Here is a 26872-nt window from a genome sequence, read left to right as displayed (position 1 = left end):
TAGAATAGGTTCCTGTTTACTCCCCCGGGGATCTAGGCAACATAACATGGCTGTCTGATTTACGATTCCCTAGTCTTTTTGGCTGTGGATGATTAGATTGACGTGTTCTTTGTCGCGGCGGCAGAAGGTCTGCGGTTTGCGATCAGCGTCGACAATGTTGTGGGAGAAGTGCATGACGCATTTTTCGTCGTCGCAATGGTCCAGGCCGAAAGTGTGGCCGATTTCGTGGACGGCTTCCTTCCCCACCCTGTTAAAATACTTATCCCTGTCTTCGTCGAGGAGGCGGTATAAGGATATGACCGCGGCCGGGCCTGATATCTGCGCTTCGCCGAAAACGAAGTTCGTTCGGGGGGCGAAGAGGTCGAATGGGGTCACGGCCAGGATTTTGGCGTTTTCGTGTTCGGCAAGTCCGGCGATGCGGCGGATGATTGCCGGGGCGCTGAACTGGTGGCGGTAATTTGAGAGGGCAAAGAAAGGCACCGCCCGCCCCTTCAGCAGTTGAACGTTAAGACGGAAAGCCACATGGAGCGTATGTCTGATGTGTTCAAGAATGTCTTCGTCGACCTCGCCCAGTGGCAGAACAAAGATACTATACGGCATGCTTGTTCATTACCTCAAGCTTCTCCAGCTGCTCGGGCGTACCGATTACAATCAGCCTGTCCCCTTGTTCGATCTTGGTATCACCATGAAGGTCGCTATCAAACCGGCCGTCGACGCGGTAGATGCTTAACACCATCGCGCCGGACTTCTGTCGGATGTCGGCGTCGCGTACGGAAGAGTCTTTTAGCGGGCTGTCCTTCCCCACCGTCATCTCTTCCAGCTGGAATTCCATTTTCTCGCCGTGCATAACCGTGTCTAAGAAGTCGCTGACCACGGGTTTTAGAACCATAGAGGCGATGCGCCGACCGCCTAAGCTGTAAGGGCTGATAACCCTGTTGGCGCCGGCCCGCTTGAGTTTATAGTCGGCGCTTTCCAGGTTGGCCCTAGCGATAATGAACAAATCGGCGTTCAAAGCGCGGGCCGTCAGCGTTACGTAAACGTTATCGGCGTCGCTGTCGACCACGCTGACCAGGCCTTTAGCCTTGTCAATCCCAGCTTCTTTCAAGACTTCCTCGTTGGCCGCGTCGCCCTGGATGTATAAGACGTCCTCGGCGTCCAGATATTTCTTAACGTCAGGATTGGGATCAAGCACGATAAACGGAGCGCCGCTGCGCTTGAATTCCCGGGCGACCTGTTCGCCCACCCGGCCAAAACCGCATACGATATAGTGACCTTTAAGCTGTTCAATACGTTTTTTCATAGAACGTCCCCCCAGGACCTCAGAAAAGTATCCTTCCAGCAAAAATTCAAGAAAACGGCCGATAACGTAGGCCGCGGCCGCGACGCCCGAGGCGATCAGGAATATCGTGAAGACCTGACCCACGGGCGATAAGGCGTGGACCTCGCTGAAACCGACAGTGGCGATGGTGATGACCGTCATATAGGCGGCGTCCAGGAACGACCAGCCTTCGATAAGCATGTATCCGGCAATGCCAGCGACAATGATGGCGCCAAGCAGCAAGCCGGCGTTTCTCAGGTGTTTTAAAGAGTCTGAAGATTTCGCGGTCACAAGCCCCTACTTTATCCCTAAGTATTTATGAATCTGCGGCATAACGGAAATGTCGCTAAGCCGCTCTCCGGCGATTTTCAGCAGTTTGACCAGCGTATACGAATCGACGCGCTGATTTATTTTAGCACACGGTTCGACCGGCTGAATATAAAAAGGAAGTCCTGGATTTATATCGGCTACCAGCTTCGCGGCCCGGGTAAACTCGATTACATCAGTTTTAGCCGAAACAGGCACTTTAACATAGGCTTCTTTAAGGGACGCGATCTTTATAAACTCCCGCTGCTCGTCCCATAAAGGCGGTGTCCCCGAAACTGACGGGAGCTTAATGTCGGCGCTGACAATGTCAATGTACGCGATGACGTTCTCTAGTTCAGACGGCAGGCTGGCGTTGGTTTCAAGCAAGAACGGTTTGGCGGCTATGCCTTTGATAAGGTTGAGGCGCAATAGTTCGGCGACGAAATCGCTTTGGCATAGCGGTTCTCCCCCGGTTATGGCGACCGCGTGGTGCCAGCTCCGCAACTCGGAGGCGATCTTATCCAGCAGGGCGTTCGGCGTTATGGACGCGCCCGACGCGGTTGACCGCGATTCTGGTGTATCGCAATAAGAGCAGCTCAGATTGCAGCCGGCCAGGCGAACGAAAACATGTGGACGACCGGCGTACCGGCCTTCTCCTTGGATGCTGGAAAACAGCTCGATGACGCGCCCAGCGGCCACTTCCCTACTTCACCGGCCTTACTTTGGCGGCCGCGTGAAGGAGACCGGAAAGTTCCCGGTCGACCAGGGCAAGAACGCCGTCCGCGAATGCCCGTTCGTTAACTCCCAGGTCGGCCAAGCCAATCGCCGGGATCGGCGCGCCCTCGCTTATTACGTTCACCCCGATATGGATAAAACAATCCCCCGCCCCGCCGGTAGTGGCGATGGAAACGGAAAGCTTTCTTTTGCCGGTTTTGTCCGTCAGATAAATATCGTCGCCTTCGCGCGCCCAGCCGGCCTGATCCGTTATCTTAATCAAGTTCTCGAGGACCCCGGCCATGATCAGGCGCTGAAAGGCCACGGCCGTTTCCAGGGAGCGTCCTTCCATTCTTATCAAGAAATGAACCATTCTCGCGGATTTTATGGTTGCCCCGGCAAGCCTGTCTTCCTTGTCCACCAGGTTATCCGTCGGGACGTCGGCCGGGCCGAAAAACGAGACGCACGCGTCGCCGGGCAACTCGGCGACTTTAGCAATAAAACGGCTGCTCAACTGGGTACCGTCGTATATATATTCCTCGGGTATGAGTTTAGTTATCAACCGCGAAACGTCCTTCTATGAGATAGGCGGCGCCGGCTTGGCGAGCCGCTCGCTTGAATCTTGCGCAGCTTTCGCAAACGCCGCACATCAGTTCCTCCGCCTTATAGCAGGACCAGATCAGGTCAAAAGGTGCGTTGAGCTCTAGCCCCAAGGCGATAATCTCGGCCTTAACCAGCTCCTGTGTATAGGAGGTCAGCACGACGCGACCTCGGGTGGAAAAGGAAAAAGCGCGGTTGGCGGCGTCAACGAAGTCGGCGCTGTTGTCTGGAAATGAAACGGCTTCTTCCTCGTTGAAGCCGGCAACCAAAAGTCCGGCTTGACTCGCTTCGGCCACGGCCGCCCCGACGTTTACGAAGACGCCGTTGCGATTGGGCACCCAAACGGAGGCCGCCGAAGCGGCGGTTTTACCGCCGTTTTTAAGGTCGTTTTCGGAAATCGTTGGCACGGATTCAGGCCCGGTTAAAGCGCTCAGAGGGGTTCGCAGAAAGCTCAAATCTATAACCGAGTGGGTTATGCTGTAACGTTTGGCCATGGCTTTGGCGCGTTCTATCTCTTTCGCCGCCGCTTTTTGGCCGTAGTCAAAAGTTAATGCGGTTACGACCTCGGTTTCCGCGGCGGCCATGGCCAGGTTAACTGAAGAGTCAAGACCGGCGGACAAAAGGACAATCGAACGCATTGACGCCACCTTAGAGTCTATTCCCGGTACGAAATGCAGGCGCTGTCAGATTCCCACATGTTGACCTGTTTGATTTTCACGCCGGGTGGAAATCCGCCGGCGCGACGCAGTTCATGGTACAGGTAGTTGGCGAGATTCTCCGCGGTCGGGGTGGTCTTGTCGAAAGGCGGAATTTCGTTTATGTGGCGATGGTCGAAACGGTCGAGAATCTCGTTAACGCTGTTCTTGAGATCCTTAAAATCACAAACGATGCCGATCGAGTTCAGCGCCTCCCCTTCTACAACGACCTCGACCTTAAAGGTATGACCGTGCAGGCGGGCGCACTCACCGGGATATCCGGCCAAGCTATGCGCGGCGTCAAAATGAGTCTTAACAGTTAGCTCGTACATGACTTGATCCTCCAATAACTTTATAGTTGAAGCAAAGTGATTTTAGTGACGGCAGTGAAGTAGTATTCATCACTTCAAGTTTCACCTCAAAACTCACTTCGTACACTTCACTCCCCGTTTAGTGTTTCTATAAAAGCTTCCAGTCGCAGTCGTGACCGCTCGTCCAAAGGACCGGGCTTATCGGCTTCGAGCCGAAGCACCGGAAAATCAAAAGCTTCACGAAAAACCAGGTCGTCGAGCTGATGGTAGCAGAAACTCTGAACGTAATGGACTATTCCGTCGACTTTCCTTACGCTGGCTTGTTTTCCTATCTCCGCAGCCCTCGCGATGGCGCCGTAAGGGTAGGTGTAACCAGCGTATTGCTCGGACAGATTCGCGGAGACGCGAGGCATCGAAAACTCCCTTTGCACTTCATTATACACGACGTCCGCGCCGCGGCCGGTAATCAAATCGTAAAGGTCGTTCACTATCGGAGGCACCCCCGACAAGGCTAGGCGGGCGCAGGTTTTGGCCGGTTCTCGCTGTTCGGCCTCCGCTATGAGAGACGACAGGTCCGCGGCGTAGGCAGCCGGGTCGCCCCCGAAATCACTTGTTCCGATCAGGGCAAAGTGGTTTTCACGGCCGGTTATCAGGCCGTCTCGCCAGGTCATTTCGTCAAGTTTCCGGCTAAGGTTCCGGACATCCGCGAGCTCGCGGCGATATTCCTCCGCTGTCGTTGTGTCCGTATGTAACGCGTCTGCGAGGCGCTTTATCTCTTCATATATAAGGGAGGTGTCTCGGTTCGAAGGATACGCGAACGGGATCACCAGCCGCCCCTCACTGGCAACGACATCCATCAGGGCAGCCGTGTTCCCGCAATCGCCCTGCATGACGCCGACAATAGTGTCAATTTCAGGACGCGACCTTAAAGCCCCGTAAATGCCTTTTATCCAGGCACAATAGTTACGCGGAAAGCCGGCCGCCTCGGCGTCTTCAACAAGTTTGTAAGGATCGAGTGAGGAAATGAAAAGGTTATTGAGGTCGACCGGCACCGCTCCGGCCGCGAAGATAACCTCAACCGGAACGGTCGAGGTTATTCCGACATAACGCGTCATCGCTTAAGCCAGGGCCTGCCGGACTTCATCGTCCGTCGTTTGCGAAAAGTCTTCGTAAAAAGCGCCCACCGCCTGAAAATACTCGGGCGTTTCGAGAAAAACAAATCCGTCGGCGGCGTCGGCTAACCTCTCGGCGGTGTCGGAAGGCGCGACGGGAGCCGAGATGATTACGCGCTTCGCACCCCGGCGTCTGGCATAAAGAGCCGCTGCCTTTATGGTAGCGCCGGTGGCGATCCCGTCATCAATCAGTACAAGTGTTTTGCCGGTCCAGTCGGGCTCGGTTGTGTCGCCCCGGTATTGTTCCTCCCGACGCTTAAGCTCGGTCAGCTGGGTCGACTTTTCTTTTTCCAGATAATCCGGCGTGACGTGCAAATACTTTATCAAGCCTTCGTCAACGACTGTCTTGCCGTCAGGCGCGATGGCGCCGATTCCAAATTCGGGATTGCCGGGAGCGCCGAGTTTACGGGTTATCAACACGTCGATCGGGAGTTTGAGGATGGCGGCTGTCTCAGCGGCGACAATGACGCCGCCGCGGGGAATCCCCAATATGATGGTGTCAGGGCCGGCCAAGTCCCGCAGCCGCGAGGCCAAGGCCCGGCCTGCTTCTACTCTATCGCGCCACATACGGTTCCTTTTAATGAGGCCGAAGTAACGCCGTCTATCTTTACCTTTACGAACCGGTTAATCATGTGAATTTCCGCAAGGCAGTTTACGATCTTGTTGGTTCTTGTCCGGCCGGCCAGACTGCCTCCGCCGTGCCGGCTGGTCTTTTCGAGAAAGACCTCAAGCGTCTCTCCGACAAGCCTTTTGTTTATTTCCAGGCTTAACTCAGATTGTAGCGTAATCAGACGACGAAGGCGCGATTCTTTTTCATCGGCGGGCACATCATCATTCATCTTAGAGGCCGCGGTGCCTGTGCGGGGTGAATAAATAAAGGTGTAAGCCGCGTCGAACCGGATCTCCCGGACCGCGTCCAGTGTTTGCCCGAATTCAGCGTCCGTCTCGCCCGGAAACCCGACAATCAGGTCTGTCGACAAAGCAACGCCGGGAACCGCTTGCCTTATTTTTGACGCCAGTTTTAGGTAATCCGCTAAACCATATCCTCTGTTCATAAGCTTAAGAATCCTGTCGGAACCCGCTTGCAGCGGCAAATGTACATCTTCGCACACCTTATCGTACTCGGCGACGGCGGCAATCGTCGCGTCGGACATATCTTTGGGATGGGAGGTCAGAAAGCGTAAACGCCTTAGTCCGTCAACGTCGCTCAGGCGTTTCAGCAAAACGGGAAAAGCGTTGGTTTCCCCCAAGTCGTTTCCGTACGAATTGACGTTTTGTCCCAACAACGTGACTTCTCTGACTCCCCGTTCGGACAGAATGCGGGAGCGGTTAATAATCTCGTCGGCTGGCAGGCTGTGTTCCCGTCCGCGGGCGTAAGGCACGACGCAATAAGAGCAAAAATTGTCGCAGCCCCGGCTGATAGGTAGCCATTCCCTGACGGGATCGACAGGCGCGGCCGGCAAGTCGCCCGGCAATTCACCGTTAAAGGATGTCAGGTCAAGGCGTGTTTGGCCGGCCTCAAGGCCGGTTATCGCTTCTGGAAGCAGGTGGAAAGACGAGGTACCGAAGACGATTTCAACTTGTGGCAAGGACGAGAAAATAGACGCTTTCTCCATCTCGCCCACACACCCGCCGACGGCGATCCACGGCGGCAAACCATTATTGGCTCGGGGTTTGATGGAATCCACATGACCGCGCACGCGTTTAACCGCGTGTTCGCGCACATTGCAGGTGTTTACGACGATAAGGTCCGCTTCCTTGACGTCCCGCGTTTCCAGATGGCCGGCTCCGGCAAGGATGGCGGCGATTGATTCCGAGTCGGCTTTGTTCATTTGGCAGCCGAAGGTCTTGATGTAGAAATTCATAGGTTTAGCGACTAAGCGTGATTTGCCGCCGCGATAAGAGCAGCGACGCGGTCTTCGGTGACTCCGCACTCCCCCATGAAAAACCTGCCGGGCGTTCGAGGCCCGTGGCAATCGGAACCGCCGGTCACCAGTAAATCATAATCGTCAGCGATTTTAAGATACCGTTTGATATCAGCTTTATTGTGGTCAAGACAATATACCTCGATTCCTCGGAGGCCCTTGTCGACCAGGGAGCCTATCATATCGTCGATCTTTGAGAGTTTTGGATGCGCCAAGATGGGCAAACCGCCGGCGTCTTTGATTGTGGCGATAACCTTATCGATCGTTAGGTTGTATTTCGGCACAAAACAAGACAGACCGTTACCAAGATAGCGTTCAAAAACCGAGTTAACGCTGTCGAGATAACCTTTTTTAACCACCGCCCTGGCGATATGCGCCCTGGTTAGAACGCCGCCGGGCGCCAAAGCCAATGCCTCCTCCACGGAAACGGGCATGTTCGCCTCGCTAAGTTTGGAGCACATTTCGTCAGCCCGGCTGAGACGCTGGACTTTAAGGTCCTCCAAGATGCTGAGAAGGTTGTCGTCATGATATTCGATGAAGTATCCAAGCATATGAATATCTTTACCGCCGGCGTCCGACCCCATCTCGATTCCGGGAATTACTGTTAGGCCGAACCTGTTTCCTGTGTTAATGGCTTCGGCCACGCCCCCGACCGTATCGTGGTCGGTTAACGAAATCGCTTTAAGCCCGATTTCAGAGGCGTGCTCGACGACTTGGGAGGCGGTAAAGGTCCCGTCTGACGAGGTGCTATGAATATGAAGATCGGCGTAGCACCTACTTGGCATACTCGACGGCCCTGGTTTCTCTAATGACCGTGACTTTGATTTGGCCCGGGTATTCGAGCTCGTCCTCAATCTGTTTGGCGACGTTGCGCGCCAGCGCGGCCGAATCTATGTCGCTCAAGTCCTCCGGCTTTACCATAACGCGTATCTCGCGGCCAGCCTGCATGGCAAACGACTTCTCGACGCCGTCGAATGACTCGGCGATGGTTTCCAGTTTCTCAAGCCGTTTGACGTAGCTTTCCAGGGTTTCCCGACGCGCTCCCGGCCGGGACGCGGACACCGCGTCGGCGGCGGAAACCAGCACGGCCTCGACCGTCTGCGGGTCGGTTTCGCCGTGGTGGGCGGCGATGGCGTGGCAGACTTCAGGCGATTCTTTAAGGCGTTTGGCGATCTCGGAACCGATGGCCGCGTGCGGGCCGTCGACCTCATGGGTGACGGCCTTGCCGATGTCGTGCAGTAAGCCCGCGCGTTTGGCCAGCTTGACGTTGGCGCCCAGCTCGGCTGCCATGATGCCGGAAAGGTTGGCCACCTCAATCGAATGCCTTAATACGTTCTGTCCGTAGCTGGTCCGATAGCGCAACCGGCCGATCGCCTTGATAAGCTCAGGGTGAAGGCCGTGGACGTCGGCTTCCAGAGCGGCCGCGTCGCCTTCCTCGCGGATCCTCTGATCGACCTCCACTTTTGATTTGTTATACATGTCCTCAATGCGCGCCGGATGGATACGGCCGTCGGCGATAAGCTTCTCCAGCGCCAGGCGGGCGATCTCCCGGCGTACCGGGTCGAAGCTCGACAAGGTGACCGCTTCCGGTGTGTCGTCGATTATCAGGTTGACGCCGGTCAGCGTCTCAAAAGCCCTGATATTCCTTCCCTCTCGGCCGATTACGCGCCCCTTGACCTCGTCGCTGGGCAGCGGCACAACCGAGACCGTCGTTTCGGCGGTATGGTCGGAAGCGACCCTTTGGATGGCTAGCGAAAGAAGATTCCTCGCCCGTCTCTCGCCCTCTTCCTTTGCCTCGTTCTCGATTTTGGTGACGATTTGGGCCGCGTGTACCTTTGCCTCTTCCTCAGCCCTTTGAACCAACTGCTGACGCGCCTCTTCCCTCGTCATATGGCCGATCTTCTCCAGCAACACGGTTTCTTCTTTAAGTTTGTTCTCTAGCTCATTCTTCAGACGTTCGCTGTTCTGCTCCTTAGCTGCTATGCTCTGGTCTTTCCTTTCCAGCGCGCTCATCTTGTTCTCTAGGTTTTCTTCGCGCTCGGCCATCTTGCTTTCGCGCCTTTCAATCTCCGAAGCGCGTTTCTTGATATCCTGCTCGGCTTGGACGCGCATGTTGTATATCTCGTCCCTGATCTCAAGCAGGCTTTCCTTCATTTTCGTTTCGGCTTCGTGCTCGGCGTCGGCTAGAATTCTCGACGCCGACTCCCGCGCCACGCTGACGCGCGACGACGTGTAGACTTTATAGCCGACTGCGCCCGCCGCTCCGCCAATTGCTAAACCTAAGATTAACATTAAGACTGTGGTCATCCTTTAACCTCCTGTTATCCAAAAAAAATGCCGGGCCGCTCTAGATACGCGGCTTCGGCAAGTTCAAATCCGTATTCTTGATTTAAAGGACACCCCGGCCAGGGCGTTGTTTATACTCTATGTTTTACAGCCCGCACAACCTGGAACTCTTGAGAGCCCAAGTTTCGGAACAACCGTCTTCGCCGGTTTCACCTTTACGTTTTTATCAGACATTTATTTAAGACTTCGATCGTGACCTTGATAAAAACCACGTTTACAAGAACAAAGATATGACTTACCTTGTTTAATTGTATCGTTGGCGCTTCGGTCGCGTCAAGGAAGCCCCTAAAGCGTCATTCGCTTTCCTTGTCAGCTCGCATCAGACTGTCAACGGCCTCTTTAGCGGCCTGGTTTTCGTAGCCGCGGCGAATCAGGTATGAATAAAGTTTTCTGCCTCGGTCATAAGGGTTCTTGCCGGATATCCTCGGCCACTGTCTGGCGGCTATCGCCGCTGCGCGGTCGTCTTCTCTATCGTTTGGATAAACGGACTCTAGAGTCTCGTCGATCAGGGAGGGGCGTACACCCAGCCTAAGCAATTCGGAGCGTAGACGCCGCGATCCGTAGCCCTGGCTGCCGGCCCGCTCGGAGATCCATGTTTCCGCGAAAACCTGGTCGTCAATCAAGCCGGCCCGGACGAGCCTGGCAATAACCGCGTCTCGGACATCGCCGCAACCTCGTCTATCGAGGTAACGAGCCATCTCCTGCTCGGTTCGCTGGCGATAAGAAAGAAAGCCGCAGGCCTTTTCGAACGCTTCTTCCTCGGAGGTATCAGTCATCGGTTCCGGCGGCGGCGGTCACCGGCGCTTCGTCAGGCACGGGAGGCGATGTTTCGGCCGTTTTGGGTTTGACGTCAGCGGCAGTCTCAGTTATTGAAGGCGTATCTGACTGTTTGTCGGTAATCTGTTTGTCCTTTGCCTTTGCTTCTTCTTTATCGGCGCCGACTTTATCTAAAATCTCTTTCTCTATCTTGTTGTACAGCGCTGGGTTTTCTTTTAAGAATTGCTTGGTGTTTTCCCGGCCTTGTCCAAGGCGCTCCTCGCCAAAGGTATACCAGGCTCCGCTTTTCTGGATAATGCCCATGTCCGTACTCATATCGACGACTCCGCCTTCGCGCGAAATCCCTTCGCCGTACATAATGTCGAACTCGGCTTGTCTGAACGGAGGAGCCATTTTATTCTTAACGACCTTGACCCGAACCCGGTTGCCGACCATGTCAGTACCTACTTTTAGGGTCTCGATCCGGCGGATATCCATCCGGACAGAAGAGTAGAACTTCAGCGCCCGTCCGCCCGGCGTCGTTTCCGGGTTGCCGAACATGACGCCGATTTTCTCCCGTAACTGGTTGATAAAAATGGCGGTTGTGCGGGATTTACTGATCGTGCCGGTAAGTTTGCGAAGAGCTTGGGACATCAGCCTGGCCTGCAAGCCGACATGGCTATCCCCCATCTCGCCTTCTATTTCGGCGCGTGGCACCAGGGCGGCGACGGAATCTATAACCACGACGTCGAGGGCGCCGCTACGAACCAGCATGTCCGCGATCTCAAGCGCCTGCTCGGCCGTATCGGGTTGGCTGACGAGAAGATTATCGATGTCGACTCCCATACGTTTGGAGTAAAGCGGATCAAGCGCGTGCTCGGCGTCTATAAAAGCGGCTTCGCCTCCGGACTTCTGAGCTTGAGCGACGATGCTCAAAGCGAGAGTTGTTTTGCCGGAGGCTTCCGGTCCGTAGATCTCAACCACCCGTCCCCGCGGCACCCCGCCGATGCCCAAAGCTATATCAAGGGCAAGCGCGCCGGTCGGGATAACGGCGACTTCCCTGTTGATATGGTCGTCGCCAAGTCGCATAACGGAACCCTTGCCGAATTGCCGTTCAATGTGCTGCAGCGCCATTTCCAGGGCCTTTTCTTTTTCCACCGTCTCCTCCTCTTATTAATTAAACTTATTAACTATCGGAACTCTACTACAAACATATGTTCGTGTCAAGATACACCGGTGGTATCCTTAAGGGATGCCCGGCTGATGGCGATATACGTCGCCCCTTTGGGCGACAACTTGCTTTCGAACAGGGTGACATCGAGTGCTCTAAGGCCTTCAACTTCCAAACCTTGTCCGATTTCCGCCAGGGCGTCCGGTTTCTCAAGCCACCTGGGGGTTTTTACCCGTCCCAAGGTTATGTGGGGATGAAAGTCGCGATCTTCAGGTTTGAAACCCAGCCACCCCATGGCCCGCTCGATGGGCTTGGACAGTTCGGCGGTTTGCCCGCCGTCGTCTATTCCGGCCCAAACAACGCGCGGTCGTGTCGGCGTGGGAAAACCTCCCAGACCGCGGATCGCGTAGGTATAGGCGGGCAAACCGCCGACCGCTTCGTCGAGGACCGCGACAATATCCGCCGCGGTTTCCTCCGGTACCGAGCCGAGGAACTTAAGCGTTATATGCGCGCCGCGAGGATCGACCCACTTGGCGCCCGGAACGGCGGCTTTAAGCTCTTCTTGAGCTTTGATGACCGCCGGCAGGGCTTCTTCTGGCATAGCCAAAGCTATAAACAGTCGTTTCATGGTGCCTTCCCTCAAGCGATTTCGTCGCCGCGTCCGCTTCGGCCCAGCAGGTAGAGCCGTAGCATGTTCAATAGGTATTGGGAGGCTTTGAATCTTATTTCGTTTCTGGTTCCGCGAAAGACCTTGTGTTCGCATTCCAGCGTATCGGCGGTCGCCAAACAGAAATATGCCAGCCCGACCGGTTTGTCAGGCGAGCCGCCGCCCGGTCCGGCTACGCCCGTCGAGGAAACGCCGATATCCGCGCCGAGCGCCTTCTTGACGCCGGACGCCATCTCCTCCGCGGTTTGCGCACTGACCGCGCCGTGGTTCAGAATCGTTTGGGCCGCCACGCCCAAGAGGTCGGTCTTGACGGAGTTCGCGTAAGCGACAATCCCGCCTCTAACATAAGTCGAACTGCCGGGCGTGTTTATTAGTCTGGAGGCGGCCAGGCCGCCGGTTATGGATTCGGCCAGCGCTATCGTTAAGCCCCGTTTCTTAAGAAGCGCGCCCACCGCGTCCTCCATCTCTTCCGCATCGGCGCCGAATACCGCGTCTCCAAGTAGCTCCTTAACCTGAGCCTCGACTCCGGAGATCAAAACCCGCGCCTCGTCGCGCGTATTCCCCTTCGCGGTCAAACGAAGGGTAACCGCGCCTTTGGCGATCAACGGCGCGACTGTTGGATTTGTCTGCTCCAAAATCAGGTCATGGACGATTCTTTCCGTCTCGACCTCGCGCAGACCGTATATTTTCAAAACCCGGCTTAAGATGACCGGTGACGCGCCAGGCGCTGACTTTTTCATCTCCGGGATTATGTCCGATTCAAGCATTCTGGCCATCTCAGCGGGAACCCCGGGCGTGGCCGCGATGATTTTGCCCTCGACCTGCAGGATAAAGCCGGCCGCGGTTCCAAGCGTGGGTTTAATAGGCCGGGCGCCTTCAGGAATATACGCTTGCCGTATGGTCTTGTCGGACGCCTTCGGCTCGAATTCGCGCAGTTTCTCTCTGATCATCGACTCGAGAGAAGGATCCAGGACCAGCGGGCGGCCCGTTGCCTCGGCGATCGCGTCTCTGGTCAAATCGTCGTCCGTCGAGCCGAGGCCGCCTGTCAATATGACTGCGTCCGCTCGCGCCAAAGTTTCTTTGACGGCCGAGACAATCCGGTCAAGGTTGTCGCCGACCGAGGTTTGCCGGTAGCAATCGATGCCGGCGGCGGCCAATAATATCCCGATGTCGCGGGCATTCGTGTTGAAGTTCTGTCCCAGCAGAAGCTCCGTACCGACGTTAATTATCTCGCAGATCATTTAGTCCAGTGCCCCCTCTTCCGCGAATAGCGCGCCGTAGCTTTTGACAAAATAGTCGATCCCGCTGAACACGGTCAAGGCCAGCGCGACCATGATCAACGTCCATTCGACGCCCAGCAATATCCAGACGACTTGTATGTTTATCAGCGGAAAGGATGGTTGGATGATTAAGAAGGTTATGGCTAGGATCTGAAAAACGGTCTTAGTTTTGCCCCAGCCGCTGGCCGGGATGACAATATGTTTGACGGCGGCGGCCATTCGCAGGCCCGTTACCGCGAATTCGCGGCCGATGATGATGACGGCCACCCAAGCGGACAAGTTGCCCAGAGAAACCAGACTGATCAAGGCGGCGGATATCAAGAGCTTATCGGCCAGCGGATCCAGTATCTGGCCTAAGACGGTTACCTCGCCTCTACTTCTAGCCATATACCCGTCTAACGTGTCTGTAAGCGCGGCCAGGATGAACACTAAGCCGGCGGCGACGGCGCCCCACTGGAAGCCTATGCCGAGGAAAGACAAGCTTCCCGGCGACAAAAGGAAGGCCATGACGACCGGTATCAATATTATTCGGGATATGGTTATTTTATTAGCCAGATTCATTTAGCTGTGCCCGTCGCGGCTGACTCGGCGACCGGCCGCCCCCCTCCCGGGGCGGTGGCCTTCGGGGTAGCCCGCCACCACCCGTAGTAGGCGGCGCTGACCATGAGGATTAAAGCGATAATGGCGCCGATTACCCAAACCGGCAAGGATTTCTTAAGGATGTCCCTATCAAGCAGGGAGTCCTCGGCCGGCTCGTGGTTTGATTTGGTCGGACCCGCTTCCCGCTTGAACTGCGCGGCGACCGCACCGGCGTCCAGCCCGACCGCTTCGGCGTATAACTTGACGAATCCGAGGGTGTAAGACAACGGCGGCAGGAGATCGTATTGTTCGTTCTCGATTGCCGCCAGAAACTTGACGCCGACCTTAGTCTTTATGCTCATGTCTTCCAAGGTCAGAGCCAAACTTTCCCGCCGCGTTCTTAGAATCTTTCCGACTGTGGCCACGCGGGTTTACCTCTCTTCTATTCGTCCGATTCGCCGTTTTTTAGCCTCTCGAATTCCTGTTCGCTCAAGAGGACCGCCCGTGGCTTGCTGCCATCAGCGCCGCCGACGATGCCCCGTTCTTCCATCGTGTCTACGAGCCTCGCCGCCCGTGAATAGCCGACGCGCAGCCTGCGCTGCAGCATAGAAATCGAGGCGGCGCCCGTCCGCACGACCACCTCGATTGCTTGATCGAGCAGAGGATCGATGTACTCCAGGTTGGTCCAGGGAGTCTGTTCTTCCTCGGTCATCAGCTCATCGCTGTATTCGGGTTCGCGCTGCTCGCGGACGAACGCGGTCGTATCGGCAATCTCCTTCTCCGTAAGATACGCGCCTTGAATTCGTTTCGGTTTGACCGAGCCGGCCGGCAGAAAAAGCATGTCGCCCCGCCCGATCAACTTCTCGGCGCCAGGCATATCAAGGATGACGCGGGAATCCATCTGCGACGCCACTTCGAAAGAGATCCTGGACGGAATGTTAGCTTTGATGACGCCGGTTATGACGTCGACGCTGGGCCGCTGCGTCGCGACCACCAGGTTGATGCCGACGGCCCGACCCATTTGCGACAGCCGGCAGATAGAGTCCTCGACCTCGGCCGGCGCCACCATCATCAAATCCGCCAGCTCGTCGATTACGATGACGAGGTAAGGCATGGCCGCCGAGTCTTTCTTGAGATTTTCATTGTAGTATTCGATATTGCGGGCGCCCGCCTCAGCCATCATCTTAAAGCGCTGCTCCATTTCCTTGACAGCCCAGGCCAACGCCAGACTGGCTTTTTTGGGATTCGTAATGACCGGGGCGATTAAATGAGGAATTGAATTATAGTGGTTGAGTTCGACCATCTTCGGGTCTATCAAAATCATCTTAACCAGATCGGGATGGGAGAAAAACAAAAGCGACATGATAATAGCGTTGACGCACGTGGTTTTTCCGGAACCGGTCGCGCCGGAAATCAAGAGATGCGGCATATGCCCGAGATTAACGACGACCGGGCCGCCTCCGATATCTTTTCCGATGCCCGTGGTCAAAGAACCCATTGGCTCAGTCGCCGCGGCCGCTCTAAGAACGTCGCCCAGCGTAACCATTTCTTTGTCTTCGCTGGCCACTTCAACACCGACCAAAGTCTTACCCGGAACGGGCGCGAGTATTCTGACGTCGGGAGAGGCCAGCGCCAGTGCAAGATCGTTCGCCAGAGACATGATCCGGTTGACCTTTACCCCGCTCCCGAGCTGAAGCTCAAACCTCGTAACCGTCGGACCGTTCACGACCTGGGCCACAACAGCTTCGACGCCGAAATCACGAAGAGTCTCCTCGACGATCTTGATCCGATCGTTAACATTCTTTTTCCAGGCCTTATCGGAGCGGGGGGCTGCCTCTTTCAGCAAGTCCAGCGGCGGGAACTGATAGGTTTTATCGCGGACGACCGCGCCCGCGCCCGCGCCGGCGACTGTTTGGGCTTCTTCCAGGCGGATGGTCTCAGCTAATCGCGCCGCGTCGTTAGCCGCCGCGGCCTTTTTTTTATCAGGCTTAGGCGGAGCCGCCACCGACCCGCTTTCTATAGCCGCGCGTCGTTGCTTGCGTTTGATGTCGTTGATCTTTTTTCTGCCCTGCGTAAGCGCTTCGTCAGAGGCTTCGGATAAAGAAATTCCGGCTGTCACGACCAAACCGACCAGGAGAATCGCTGAGAGGATGATATAGGCGCCCGGTTTACCCGCGATTCTGGTGAAGGAATAACTTAAGATAGCCCCTACATATCCGCCGTAATCGCCGATAACGGCGGGCGGGGCCGGCTTGAAGGCGGTAGCAGGATTCGCCGCGTCAATAACGGTAAGGTGGATTACGGAAATAAGCGAAAAGAAGACAAGTCCCAGGCCGAGGCCTTTAGACTTAACGAGGTTCCGCCAGCGCTCGATAAAGAACATCAAAGCCCAGGCCACCAGCATGAACGGCACCAGGAAAACACCGATACCCAAAACGCTTCTCAGGACACCGGCCACCCAAACGCCGATCTCTCCGCCCGAACCGAACAAGCTGACCGCGATAAAAAGAGACAACGCGGTCAGCGCGATCGCGTAGATATCGCGTATCTGGCCCGGCTTCAAGTTTAGGGATTGTTTCTTCTTAGCCAATGTAGCTCCGTAGTGATGCTAGTGAAACAGGAAGTGACGTCGGAAGTGAAGCTGGAAGTGACTCTGGTGAAACAGGAAGTGATGCCAGAGTGACATTGGTGACGCTAGTGGTAAATGGCTTCACTTTCTTCACTTCAAAAATCACCCCCGTCACTTCTATACTTCAATGATAATAGGCATGATCATCGGGCGCCGCTTGGTCTGCTTGTATAAGAAACGCCCGAGCGACTCGCGCAGATGCATCTTGAGCAATCCCTCGTCGACAATCTCGTCGGCGAGACACTCGTTAAGAGCGTTAGATACGGTCTTCTTAGCTTGGTCGATAAGTTCGCCGGTGTCCATTGCGTAGACAAAACCGCGGGAGACGACATCTGGCCCGATGACGATCTCACCCTTCTTGCGGGCGATCCCGACGACCACGATGAAAACGCCGTCGCGGCTCAATCTTAGCCGGTCTCGCAGGACGACGTCGCCGATGTCCCCGATGCCGAGTCCGTCGACGAACATGGCCCCCGCGGCCACGCTCCCGTCGATCTTGCCCTTCCCTTTCTTGAACTTTATTACGTCGCCGTTTTCGGCCAACAGAACGTTTTCGGCGGGCAAACCGACACTCTTCGCCAGGTCCGCATGATGTTTTAGGTGGCGGTATTCACCGTGGATCGGGATAAAATATCGGGGCCTGACTATATTGAGAATCAGGCGCAGCTCTTCCTGGGCCGCGTGCCCGGAAACGTGAACCCCCGCCGACTTTTCGTAAATGACGTTTACGCCGATGCGGAACAACTGGTCGATCGTTCTGGCGACGGATTTCTCGTTCCCCGGCACGGGCGAGGCCGATATGATAACGGTATCTCCGGGCACAAGTTCGATGTGTTTCATGTCGTGGCTTGCCAGCCGGGCCAAAGCCGCCATAGGTTCTCCCTGGCTGCCTGTCGCAAGGATGGCGATCCGCTCCGGCGGGAAGTCTTTGACATCATGCAAACCGATCATGCAACCGTCGGGGATTTTCAAATAGCCGAGCTCGGAGGCGATATCCACGCTTGCCTTCATGCTGCGTCCGGCGATCGCCACGCGCCGCCCGTTGTCGCACGCGACGTTTATCGCCTGTTGGATGCGATGAACGTGGGACGAAAAGCAGGCGATAACGACTCTCTGCTTGGCTCGTTTAACCGCCGCGTCCAGCGCCTCTCCGACCGTTGTTTCCGTTTTGGTATACCCGGGAGTCTCCGCGTTAGTGCTGTCGGAGAGTAAGGCCAAAACTCCTTTCTTGCCGAAGTCGACAAACTTATCAATTTCAGTCATCCGGCCGTCCACAGGCGTCTGGTCAAGCTTAAAATCACCGGTATGAACGATAGTCCCGTCAGGCGTTTCAACGGCCAGGCCGACGCCGTCCGGTACGCTGTGGCTGACGCGGATGAAAGAGACCTTAAAATCGCCAACTTTAACGCTTCGCTTCGGTTCGATCGTCTTCAACTTCACCTTGTTGAGCATCTTGTACTCTGAGAGTTTGTTGCGTGCCAGGCCGAGGGTCAGCGGCGTTCCGTAGACAGGCACGTTGACCTGTTTCAAGAAAAACGCGACGGCACCGGTATGGTCCTCGTGGCCGTGCGTTAAGAAAAGGGCTCGGACTTTACGCTTCTTTCGGATCGCGTAGGAAAAGTCGGGCAGAATCAGGTCAATTCCAAGCAGATCGTCCTCGGGGAACATCAAACCCGCGTCGACAATGATGATGTCGTTGTCGGTCTCCAGCACCATCATGTTCTTGCCGACCTCGCCGAGGCCGCCCAACGGGACGATTTTGAGCACTAGGCTATCCCCAAATCCTTAAGAACTGCTGTGATTTTTACCTTTTCGTCGTCCGTCGCCTCGACTAACGGGAGCCGTACGCCGCCGACATTCCGCCCGAGAATATTCAGAGCAGCTTTAACCGGCGCCGGATTGGGCGCGATAAACAGGACACGAAACAGGCCTGATAGTTTATTGTGGAGGCTTGTCGCCCGTTTGTGGTCTCCGCCGGAGAATGCTTCAATCATCTCGCTCATTTCGTTGCCGGCGATGTGAGACGCGACGCTTATGACGCCCCGTCCGCCCAGGCTGACGATTGGCAAAGTCATTGAGTCGTCGCCGCTGTAAACCAAGAATCCTTCGGACGAACCTATGACGATCTTGGTGACCGCGTCAAGACTTCCGCTGGCTTCTTTGACGCCGACGATATTGTCTATCTCGCTCAACCGGATAATTGTCTCGGGCTCGACGTTCTTCGCCGTTCTGCCAGGTATATTGTAGAGGATCAACGGTAAGGCTGTATTAGCTGCGACCGACTTGAAGTGCCTGTAGAACCCTTCCTGGGAAGGCTTATTGTAGTACGGAGCTACTTGAAGCGACGCGTGGACTCCCGCCGCTTCGGCTGCCTGCGTCAGGTGGATCGCCTCCGCGGTCGAGTTGCTGCCGCTACCGGCGATAACATAAGCCCTGTCGCCGACCGAGGCCATGACCACTTTATAAAGTTCGGCCGATTCATCCATAGTAAGCGTGGTTGATTCCCCGGTCGTTCCTGTAATAACCAATCCCTCGGAGCCGTTGTCGACCAGATACGAGGCCAGGTTGGCCGCGGCCTCGAAATCGACGGTCAGATCGTCATTGAACGGCGTGACCATTGCCGTAATAATGCCGCCAAAATCCATAATCATCCTCCGTTTGTCGTTAAATGTCTAAGAAATTCTCCAGGCCGTAGGTCAATCCCCGGTGATCGGCGATCTTTTTAATCGCCAGAACAACCCCGGGCATAAACGACGTCCTGTCGATCGAGTCGTGCCTGATCGTTAAGGTCTGGCCCTGCCCGCCAAAAATTACTTCTTGATGGGCTACCAGACCGGGCAGACGTACGCTGTGGACGTGGACGCCGTTGATAAAACCGCCCCTGGCGCCCTCCAGCGTCTCTTTTTCGCCCGGCTTTAGTCGCCCGCCGGATTCGGCGGGCAAACCCTCCGCTGTTTTTATCGCCGTTCCTGACGGCGCGTCGGCTTTCATATCATGGTGCAGTTCGATGATCTCGTAAGACTCCATGTATTTAGCGGCCGTTTTCGATAGTTCCATCATCAATACAGCGCCGATGGCAAAATTGGGTGCTATAAGCACGTTTGTTTTCCTGGGTTTGATGTAGGCGGCTATTTCGTCTAAATCGGCTTTAGCCAGACCGGTCGTGCCGACGACGCAGTGAGCGCCGGCGTCGGTTGCCGCTTTGATGTTTCCTTTGACCGAAGAAGGCACCGTAAAGTCTACGACCACCTCCGGCTTTTTGTTAAGCTCCTCAGACAGACTGCCGGACATCACTACGCCACCAACTTCTTCACCCGAGAAAGCCAAAGAAGAATCGCAAGCGCCATAAAGCTCAAGTTCAGGGTCAGCAATAACCGAGCGGCAGACTTCGCGTCCCATCCGCCCCCCCGCTCCGCAGACAACAACCTTGATAGACACAGAAAACCTCCCTTGTCTTATCGCGTAAAACCGGTAAACAGTTCTTCTTTTACCGGTCCGATTATCGTTAATACTCGCGGACCTGTAAGTATATTAGAGGCGACTCGCTTGACGTCGCTTAAAGCAATCGAGTTCACTCTTTCGATAAGATCGTCGACGGACAGAATCTCGGCCCCGCACATCAATCCCCGGCCCAGTCGCGACATCCTTGTCGTAATATCCTCGAGGCCTATGACGAGACTTCCTTTGAGTTGTTCTTTAGCCCTGACCAGTTCTTTATTGGTAATTCCTTTGGTTGCGACTTTATCGAACTCCTCGGAGATAAGGCGGCACACGGTGACGGCTTTGTCGGCGGCCGTCCCAGCGTAAACTGCCATCGAACCCGTCTCGGCGTACTGGCTCCGGAAAGAGTATACGGCGTAAACAAGCCCTCTTTTCTCCCTGATCTTCTGCCAGAGTCGAGAGCTCATGCCTCCGCCAAGCACCGTATCGATCAGGCTCAGGATAAAACGATCCTCATCTTTAACGGACACACCTTCGAAGCCAAAACAAATGTGGGCTTGTTGAGTGTCGCGGGGTTGGACGAATGTATCGGACGCCACCAACGGCCGTCTGGCTCGACGAGTCTTGGCGGCGCCGTCATGGCCCCCTAAAGCCTCTTCTATCTGCCCGACAAGTTCATTATGAAGAACATTGCCGGCCGCCGCAACAACAAAATTGGGCGCTGTGTAGCCGTTTTTAAAGTAGGCAACGATATCGTCGCGCGTCATGGCGAGGATCGCTTTCTCCGTCCCTATCACGCGCCGTCCCAGAGGGTGGCCGGCGAAAAGACGCTGATCGAACAGGTCATACACAAGTTCAGCCGGCGCGTCTTCGTGCATATTGATCTCTTCCAAAACAACCGCTCGCTCAGAATCGATATCAGGTTGACGGAAAACAGGATTGGTGGCCAGGTCGCTTAGGACGGTTATAGCGGTGTCGAGATGCTGATCGAGCACTCGCGCGTAAAGGCAGGTATATTCCTTAGCCGAAAACGCGTTGAGTTCGCCGCCGACCGCGTCAAATTCCTCCGCGATGGCGCGGGCCGACCGGGTAGTGGTTCCCTTAAAAACGAGATGTTCCAGAAAATGCGTCAGTCCCGCCTGACGGCGGTTCTCGTCGCGGGAGCCCGCTTTGACCCATAGGCCAAGGCTGATAGAGCGGACACCAGGCACCCTTTCGCTGATGACGGTCAGGCCGTTCTTAAGCCGGGTTGACTGGTAAAAGTTATCTCCGCTCACGCCGTTACACGCTAATCTACCTTCAGCTTATCTACGTCGACCGGCACCAGGCTGACCTTGCCGCGGTCGTCTACGGCGGTGACCTTAACGTGGACCTTGTCTCCGACGCTAACAACGTCCTCTACCTTGTCAATTCGCCTGCGGGCCAGTTTGGAGATGTGGATCAAGCCGTCTCTTCCGGGCATAAGTTCGACGAAAGCGCCGAACGGTGCGACTGTAACGACGGGTCCGACGAATTCTTCGCCGATATTGACGGGAGGCGGCGGGGCTATGATCTTGTTGATCATCTCTTGCGCCTTCTCGCCGCTCTCGACGTCGCGGGCTGTGATAAAGACGCGGCCGTCGTCTTCGATGTCAATCGAGGCGCCGGTCTCGTCGGTAATGCTGCGGATCATCTTGCCGCCCGGGCCGATGATCTCGCGAATCTTATCCGTCGGTACGGTGACTATTATCAATCGCGGCGCGTACTGCGACATCTCGCTTCGGGGTTCGGCGATGACGTCGGTCATCATCTTAAGGATGGCCAGCCGGGCTTCTTTAGCCTGGGCCAAAGCTTTGGCAATCGTCGCGTGGGAGATGCCGGCGATCTTGGAATCAAGCTGCCAGGCGGTAATGCCGTTCTTCGTGCCCGCGATCTTGAAATCCATATCGCCCATGAAGTCCTCGCTGCCCATGATGTCGGTCAGGATCGCATCTTGGTCGCCTTCCTTGATATAGCCCATGGCTATACCGGCCACCGGTTCCTTAATCGTTACGCCGGCGTCCATTAGCGCAAGGCTGCTCGCGCATACGCTGGCCATGGAGCTGGAACCGTTGGATTCAAGTACTTCAGAAACAAGACGGATGGCGAAGGGGAAAGATTCTTCGTCCGGAACCATCGGATAGATCGAGCTTTCCACCAGCGCTCCGTGACCGATCTCGCGTCTTTTGGGTCCGCGCATAAACCCTGTCTCACCCGTTGAAAACGGCGGGAAGTTGTAATGGTGCATGAACCTTTTGGCGGTCTCTATCCCCAAACCGTCTACTTTCTGAACCTCACCGATAGCGCCCAAGGTCAAAGCGGTCAAGACCTGTGTCTCGCCCCTGGTGAACAAACCGGAACCATGAGCCCGCGGCAATAATCCGACTTCAATTGAAATCGGTCGTATGTCGGTATAACCGCGCCCGTCAGCCCGTCGTTTTTCATCGATGATTATCCGGCGGAACTCTTTCTTCTCCGCGTCGTAAAGCGCAGAATTTATGTCCCGGCCGCTCTCGTCCATAACCTCCGCGTACCGTTCAATTGCTTCGGCTTTGATTTCGTTTAAGCGATCCCGCCGTTCATGCCGGCCAGTAATGGTCATGGCTCGCTTAACGTCGTGTTTAACCGATGTCATGACCTCTTCGTAAAGGGTTTCGTTCATCTCAAGCGGTGTAAACTCGCGCTTGGGCACGCCGGCTAGTTTCTGGAATTTCTCCTGCGCTTCGATAAGCGTGATAATGGCGGCGCGGGCTTCCGTTAAAGCAGCCAACATTACTTCCTCGTCGACCTCGTCGGCCTCGCCTTCCACCATGATGATTTCTTCTTTGTTGCCGGCCACGATGACGTCGACAGTGCTCTTCGACAGTTCCTCGTAAGTCGGGTTGATGACGACTTCGTTTTCAATCAAGCCGATGCGAACGGCCGCCAACGGTCCGTTGAAAGGCAGGTCGGATAGGCTGATAGCCGCAGACGCGCCGACCATCGACAAAACGTCGGGCGGATTGAGCATATCGGCCGACAAAACGGTCGCGATGACGTGAATCGTCGGCGTATATCCGTCCGGGAAAGAAGGCCTGATCGGCCTGTCAATTAGCCGGGCAGTCAAAATTGAATTTTCACTAGGACGGCCTTCGCGCTTTAGAAATCCGCCGGGGATTTTGCCCGCGGCGTACATGCGCTCTTCAACATCTACCGTAAGTGGCAAAAAGCCTTGTGGGACTTCCGGTTCGGGGCCGCCAACCACGGTTACCAGGACAAGCGAATCGCCGCATCTTACGGTGACCGCTCCGCTGGCTTGTTTGGCAAGTTTGCCGGTTTCAAATGTGATCGTCTTGCCGCCGATCTCAACGGAAATGCTTTGCTGCAAAGGGGTTACCTCCACTCGAGTCTTCTTCTCTTCCTCTTACCTCTTCTTTTTTAGTGCTTAGAGTCGTCTACCGGCGCAAGCCGAGCCGACCGATGAGCTGCTCATACCGCTCGCCGTCGCTTTTTTTCAAGTAGTTCAGCAATTTGCGCCGCTGTCCGACCATCATCAACAAACCGCGCCTCGAGTGGTTGTCTTTTTTGTGTGTCTTGAGGTGTTCGGTTAATTCGTTAATGCGGGTGGTAAGCAGGGCTACTTGGACTTCCGGCGAACCGGTGTCCGTGTCGTGCAGCTTATGGTCCTTGATCAACGTCTCTTTCTCGTCTCTTGTTAACGTCAAGTGCCCTCTTCAACCTCCTTTTAAAGTATTTGTCAATTCTATCATAGTCCGCGCTTTTTGTGCATCGTCGGCAATCTGTTTGGCCAGGTCTGCCGCGTTGTCGAATTTTTTCTCTCCCCTTATCCGCTCACAGAACTCGACCAGAATGTCCTGGTCGTATAGGTCGCCGTCGAAGTCCAACGCGTAGGCTTCGATTATCGAAGCGCGGCGGACTCCGAAAGTCGGAGCCAGACCCACATTGATTACCGCGGCGTATGTTTTCCCGCCCGTTCCTATTCTGCCTGCGTAGACGCCGTCTCTTGGTAGGCACAGGAATTCGGCCAGCTCGACATTGGCGGTCGGAAAACCGAGTTCCCTGCCCCTCTTCTCTCCGGACACGACTTTGCCGCGGAACACCGGACAACGTCCGAGAATGGCCCCGGCTGAGCCGACGTCGCCTTCGATAAGATGCTCTCTAGCCGCCGAACTGCTGGCCTTTTCGCCTTTAACGGTATGAAGGTTGAGCGATTCAACGCCAAAACCGTGTTTGGCGGCATAGTCGCTCAAATAGGCCGTGTCCCCTTCCCTGTTCCGGCCGAACTTAAAATCCGAACCGACGACAATGTTGGCCGGATCGAGAGGCAGGACCACCTTATCTAAAAACTCCCCAGGCTTAAGAACGGAAAGTTCCTCGGTGAAAGGGACAATAAGCACCTCGTCTACGCCAAGTTCCTGGATGAGTCTTTTCTTGGTCGCAGCGTCGGTGAGCAACAAAGGTCCGTGACCGGGATGCAGAATATCGGAAGGATGCCTGTCAAACGTGACGGCGACGCTTCTCAAACCCGCCGCCCTGGCCTCTGAAACAGCCCGCGTTATCACCTGCCGGTGGCCTACGTGAACCCCGTCGAATAAACCGATGGTGACGATTGATTTTTTCATAAGGATTCCAGGGGTATGAGGCGCATCGTAAGCAATGCCAAGCCGCCTTCTTCTAGCTCTGACAAAGGTATCGCGTCTTCAATCGAATATTCGCCGCTGCGCGTCCGTCTTAAAGCTGCCAGGTGGGCTCCGCAGCCGACGGCCTCACCCAAATCACGCGCCAGGCTGCGGATATAGGTGCCCTTGGAACAATCGATCGTAAAATCCGCCTCGGCGGCGTCTCCCGGGCGCCAATCGTTGACAATGAAGCTCCGGACCGTGATCTGCCTGGGCGGAACATCAACGATCTGTCCCCGGCGCGCGGCCTTGTATAAGGGCTGCCCATTGACCTTTATAGCCGAGACCATGGGCGGAATCTGCTCGATATCGCCGGTCAAGTCAAGAACTGCTTTCTCGACGGCGTCAAGCGTCAGCCCGGTCGAGCCGCGCTCTTCAACAGTTTTGCCGGCCGCGTCTAATGTATCGGTTGTCATGCCAAAACGGATGGTTCCGGTATATGTTTTATCGTCGCCAAGAAAACGCTCCGACAACTTGGTCGCCTTCCCGATCAGCAGCAAAAGTACGCCGGTTGCCGCGGGGTCCAACGTCCCGGCGTGGCCGACCCGATTTTCTCCGGACAGCCTCCGTATATCCTGCACGACGTCATGAGAAGTAGGACCGGCTGGTTTGTCGACGACCAGAAGTCCATCCATCTATTCGTTCCCGCCGGCCAAACTGATTCTAAGATTTTGTAGCGACTCATCGAGGCCCCCGGTAGCCGTGTAGCCGGCGGCCAATCGGTGACCGCCGCCTTTTTTAGCCTCGGCCAGCGCCCCGACGTCTATTTTCCCGGTCGACCTCAAGCTAACCCGCCACCCGGCGTCCGTTTCCTTAAAAACCGCGGCTACGCTTATCCCCTTCACCGCGCGCAGAGAGTCGATGAGATTCTCGGTGTCCTCGATCGACGAACCGGTTTTGACAAAATCAGTCTTGGTAATGGCGGTATATATAAGGCCGGTGGCCTCGTCGAAAACGGCTTTGGAAAAAGCGACGCCGGCCAGCTTAAGCCGCTCGAAGGTAGTGTTTTCGTAGATATGCCGGAATATCCTGGCCGGATCGACGCCGTAACCGATCAGCTCGGCGGCCGTAACGAACGAACCGGCCGTCGTGTTGGAGTATTGAAAGCGGCCGGTATCGGTAACCAGGCCGGTGTAGAGGTTCTCGGCGATTGCCTTGTCGAGCGAAACACCCAGATCCTTGCCGATTTCAAAAACCATTTCGGCGGTTGAAGCGAAATCGGGCGCCACGGCGTTAATCATCGCGTAGCCTGAGTTGTTGCGATGATGGTCTACGTTAATAGTGAGCTCAGACGTTTTCAAGAGTTTTTCCAGCGATCCCAACCGCTCCGGTCCGCCGCAATCCAAGGCGACCAGAACCTGCGGTCGATCGGGGAGCTTGTCCGGCGAAACCAGCACTTCCTGGCCTTCAAGGAAGGAGTATTGAGGCGGATAGGCGAAACGGTTGCCCCACGACGCCACGACGTTTTTGTTTAGCTTCCTGAGTATTAAAGCCAGGCCGATCAAGGATCCGATGGCGTCGCCGTCAGGCAGGATGTGCGTTACCAGAACGATATCATTGTGAGCCTCGATAGCCGCGGCTGCCTCGCCGAAAAAACCTTTACTCGTTTGGCTCATCGTCATGGTCCGTTTCTATCTCTTTAAGGATTTCGGATATTCTGAGACTGTGCTCCACGCTCATATCGATCGTGAAAACAAGCTCGGGCGTACAACGAAGCCTGATTCTTTTGGCAAGTTCTTTTTTGATCCTCCCGGATGCCTTGGTCAGGGCAGCCTGGCACGCTTCTTGCGCTTCCTTGTCGCCCAGAACGCTAAGGGAAATCCGGGCGTGCTTTAGGTCAGGGCTGACTTCTACGTGGGTGACCGAGGCAATCCCTATCCGCGGGTCCTTGAGATCTTTCTGCAGTATGCTCATCAGTTCTTCGCGGATGGCTTCGGCCACGCGCTCAGTCCTTAAGCTCATCTATCCTCTTCCATGCCGACGAACTTCCGTCGGACCTCGATTAGTTCGGCCGAGTGATGCGTCAGGATGTCGTTTTCCAGCGCGTTAAGCACTTTGCGAGCCTGGAATTCAGTGCCGGCAACCGTCGAGAAACCAAGTTTCGTCCGCTGCCACGTATCATGTTCGTCAACCTCTGAAACAGCTACGCCATAACGGCTTTTAGCCCGGTTAAGAAGGCTTTTAACCGTATGACGTTTATCTTTAAGTGAACCGGCCTCGGGGAGGCGAAGGCGAACAACCATTATCCCGACGATCACGGTAACC

29 protein-coding genes are annotated in these 26872 nt (G+C 55.6%); all 29 read right to left on the bottom strand.

All coding sequences use genetic code 11. The features are described 5' to 3' along the window. Window positions 1-69 precede the first annotated feature (69 nt). Window positions 70-600 carry an archaemetzincin family Zn-dependent metalloprotease gene (locus tag WC891_07180; GenBank protein ID MFA5867725.1) on the bottom strand — a complete coding sequence of 177 codons (531 nt, stop codon included), beginning with the start codon at window positions 598-600 and terminating at the stop codon, window positions 70-72. Beyond that, complete coding sequence (locus WC891_07175) at window positions 590-1609, bottom strand: potassium channel protein (GenBank protein MFA5867724.1); 1020 nt, start codon at window positions 1607-1609, stop codon at window positions 590-592. Before WC891_07175 ends, WC891_07180 begins: the two co-directional genes overlap by 11 nt. A gap of 6 nt (window positions 1610-1615) precedes the next feature. Continuing rightward, on the bottom strand, window positions 1616-2323 hold the full coding sequence (locus WC891_07170; protein ID MFA5867723.1) for a 7-carboxy-7-deazaguanine synthase QueE: 708 nt from the start codon (window positions 2321-2323) through the stop codon (window positions 1616-1618). A gap of 4 nt (window positions 2324-2327) precedes the next feature. Then, window positions 2328-2900 (bottom strand): DUF366 family protein, encoded by a 573-nt coding sequence (locus WC891_07165; protein MFA5867722.1) that lies wholly within the window; start codon window positions 2898-2900, stop codon window positions 2328-2330. Then, complete coding sequence (gene queC / locus WC891_07160) at window positions 2890-3576, bottom strand: 7-cyano-7-deazaguanine synthase QueC (protein ID MFA5867721.1); 687 nt, start codon at window positions 3574-3576, stop codon at window positions 2890-2892. Before queC ends, WC891_07165 begins: the two co-directional genes overlap by 11 nt. 17 nt (window positions 3577-3593) lie before the next feature. Next, complete coding sequence (gene queD / locus WC891_07155; protein ID MFA5867720.1) at window positions 3594-3965, bottom strand: 6-carboxytetrahydropterin synthase QueD; 372 nt, start codon at window positions 3963-3965, stop codon at window positions 3594-3596. A 107-nt stretch (window positions 3966-4072) separates the two neighbouring features. Then, on the bottom strand, window positions 4073-5059 hold the full coding sequence (locus WC891_07150) for a 2-hydroxyacyl-CoA dehydratase (protein MFA5867719.1): 987 nt from the start codon (window positions 5057-5059) through the stop codon (window positions 4073-4075). Window positions 5060-5062: 3 nt separating this feature from the next. Beyond that, window positions 5063-5683, bottom strand: a complete 621-nt coding sequence (locus WC891_07145) for a phosphoribosyltransferase family protein (protein ID MFA5867718.1) — start codon at window positions 5681-5683, stop codon at window positions 5063-5065. Next, window positions 5665-6981, bottom strand: coding sequence for a tRNA (N6-isopentenyl adenosine(37)-C2)-methylthiotransferase MiaB (gene miaB, locus WC891_07140; protein MFA5867717.1), 1317 nt, complete (start codon window positions 6979-6981; stop codon window positions 5665-5667). The genes WC891_07145 and miaB overlap by 19 nt, the downstream gene beginning before the upstream one ends. An 11-nt stretch (window positions 6982-6992) precedes the next feature. After that, on the bottom strand, window positions 6993-7826 hold the full coding sequence (locus WC891_07135; protein ID MFA5867716.1) for a PHP domain-containing protein: 834 nt from the start codon (window positions 7824-7826) through the stop codon (window positions 6993-6995). Then, complete coding sequence (gene rny / locus WC891_07130; GenBank protein ID MFA5867715.1) at window positions 7816-9348, bottom strand: ribonuclease Y; 1533 nt, start codon at window positions 9346-9348, stop codon at window positions 7816-7818. The genes WC891_07135 and rny overlap by 11 nt, the downstream gene beginning before the upstream one ends. A 332-nt stretch (window positions 9349-9680) precedes the next feature. Next, window positions 9681-10163 (bottom strand): RecX family transcriptional regulator, encoded by a 483-nt coding sequence (locus WC891_07125; GenBank protein ID MFA5867714.1) that lies wholly within the window; start codon window positions 10161-10163, stop codon window positions 9681-9683. Further along, on the bottom strand, window positions 10156-11301 hold the full coding sequence (gene recA / locus WC891_07120; GenBank protein MFA5867713.1) for a recombinase RecA: 1146 nt from the start codon (window positions 11299-11301) through the stop codon (window positions 10156-10158). The genes WC891_07125 and recA overlap by 8 nt, the downstream gene beginning before the upstream one ends. A 65-nt stretch (window positions 11302-11366) precedes the next feature. Then, window positions 11367-11942, bottom strand: a complete 576-nt coding sequence (gene thpR / locus WC891_07115) for an RNA 2',3'-cyclic phosphodiesterase (GenBank protein MFA5867712.1) — start codon at window positions 11940-11942, stop codon at window positions 11367-11369. An 11-nt stretch (window positions 11943-11953) separates the two neighbouring features. Then, window positions 11954-13222 carry a competence/damage-inducible protein A gene (locus WC891_07110; protein ID MFA5867711.1) on the bottom strand — a complete coding sequence of 423 codons (1269 nt, stop codon included), beginning with the start codon at window positions 13220-13222 and terminating at the stop codon, window positions 11954-11956. Next, window positions 13223-13822, bottom strand: a complete 600-nt coding sequence (gene pgsA / locus WC891_07105; GenBank protein MFA5867710.1) for a CDP-diacylglycerol--glycerol-3-phosphate 3-phosphatidyltransferase — start codon at window positions 13820-13822, stop codon at window positions 13223-13225. Further along, window positions 13819-14265: a helix-turn-helix domain-containing protein gene (locus tag WC891_07100; GenBank protein ID MFA5867709.1), complete on the bottom strand. Its 447-nt coding sequence runs from the start codon at window positions 14263-14265 to the stop codon at window positions 13819-13821. Before WC891_07100 ends, pgsA begins: the two co-directional genes overlap by 4 nt. A gap of 17 nt (window positions 14266-14282) precedes the next feature. Continuing rightward, entirely contained in the window at window positions 14283-16430 is a 2148-nt protein-coding gene (locus WC891_07095; GenBank protein MFA5867708.1) for a DNA translocase FtsK 4TM domain-containing protein, read from the bottom strand. 156 nt (window positions 16431-16586) lie between these two features. Next, the gene (locus WC891_07090) at window positions 16587-18236 is read right to left on the bottom strand and encodes a ribonuclease J (protein ID MFA5867707.1); all 1650 of its coding nucleotides are present in this window, start codon (window positions 18234-18236) and stop codon (window positions 16587-16589) included. After that, complete coding sequence (gene dapA, locus WC891_07085; GenBank protein MFA5867706.1) at window positions 18236-19114, bottom strand: 4-hydroxy-tetrahydrodipicolinate synthase; 879 nt, start codon at window positions 19112-19114, stop codon at window positions 18236-18238. The genes WC891_07090 and dapA overlap by 1 nt, the downstream gene beginning before the upstream one ends. Window positions 19115-19133: 19 nt before the next feature. Beyond that, window positions 19134-19907, bottom strand: a complete 774-nt coding sequence (gene dapB, locus WC891_07080; GenBank protein ID MFA5867705.1) for a 4-hydroxy-tetrahydrodipicolinate reductase — start codon at window positions 19905-19907, stop codon at window positions 19134-19136. Between the two features lie 17 nt (window positions 19908-19924). Continuing rightward, the gene (locus WC891_07075; GenBank protein ID MFA5867704.1) at window positions 19925-21187 is read right to left on the bottom strand and encodes a pitrilysin family protein; all 1263 of its coding nucleotides are present in this window, start codon (window positions 21185-21187) and stop codon (window positions 19925-19927) included. Between the two features lie 11 nt (window positions 21188-21198). Next, complete coding sequence (locus WC891_07070; protein MFA5867703.1) at window positions 21199-23295, bottom strand: polyribonucleotide nucleotidyltransferase; 2097 nt, start codon at window positions 23293-23295, stop codon at window positions 21199-21201. A 67-nt stretch (window positions 23296-23362) separates the two neighbouring features. After that, entirely contained in the window at window positions 23363-23632 is a 270-nt protein-coding gene (gene rpsO / locus WC891_07065; protein ID MFA5867702.1) for a 30S ribosomal protein S15, read from the bottom strand. Between the two features lie 9 nt (window positions 23633-23641). Continuing rightward, the gene (locus WC891_07060; protein ID MFA5867701.1) at window positions 23642-24550 is read right to left on the bottom strand and encodes a bifunctional riboflavin kinase/FAD synthetase; all 909 of its coding nucleotides are present in this window, start codon (window positions 24548-24550) and stop codon (window positions 23642-23644) included. After that, window positions 24547-25242: a tRNA pseudouridine(55) synthase TruB gene (truB, locus tag WC891_07055; GenBank protein MFA5867700.1), complete on the bottom strand. Its 696-nt coding sequence runs from the start codon at window positions 25240-25242 to the stop codon at window positions 24547-24549. Before truB ends, WC891_07060 begins: the two co-directional genes overlap by 4 nt. Continuing rightward, window positions 25243-26223 (bottom strand): bifunctional oligoribonuclease/PAP phosphatase NrnA, encoded by a 981-nt coding sequence (locus WC891_07050; GenBank protein ID MFA5867699.1) that lies wholly within the window; start codon window positions 26221-26223, stop codon window positions 25243-25245. It lies immediately after the preceding gene. Next, window positions 26207-26569, bottom strand: a complete 363-nt coding sequence (rbfA, locus tag WC891_07045; GenBank protein MFA5867698.1) for a 30S ribosome-binding factor RbfA — start codon at window positions 26567-26569, stop codon at window positions 26207-26209. The genes WC891_07050 and rbfA overlap by 17 nt, the downstream gene beginning before the upstream one ends. Next, window positions 26566-26865 carry a DUF503 domain-containing protein gene (locus WC891_07040; GenBank protein MFA5867697.1) on the bottom strand — a complete coding sequence of 100 codons (300 nt, stop codon included), beginning with the start codon at window positions 26863-26865 and terminating at the stop codon, window positions 26566-26568. Before WC891_07040 ends, rbfA begins: the two co-directional genes overlap by 4 nt. Window positions 26866-26872 lie beyond the last annotated feature (7 nt).

The organism is Actinomycetota bacterium, assembly GCA_041658625.1.
Lineage (GTDB): Bacteria > Actinomycetota > JAHEXW01 > JAHEXW01 > JAHEXW01 > JBAZZW01.
The sequence above is the reverse complement of the archived record's forward strand: the minus strand, read 5'-3'. Positions and strand labels throughout refer to the sequence as shown.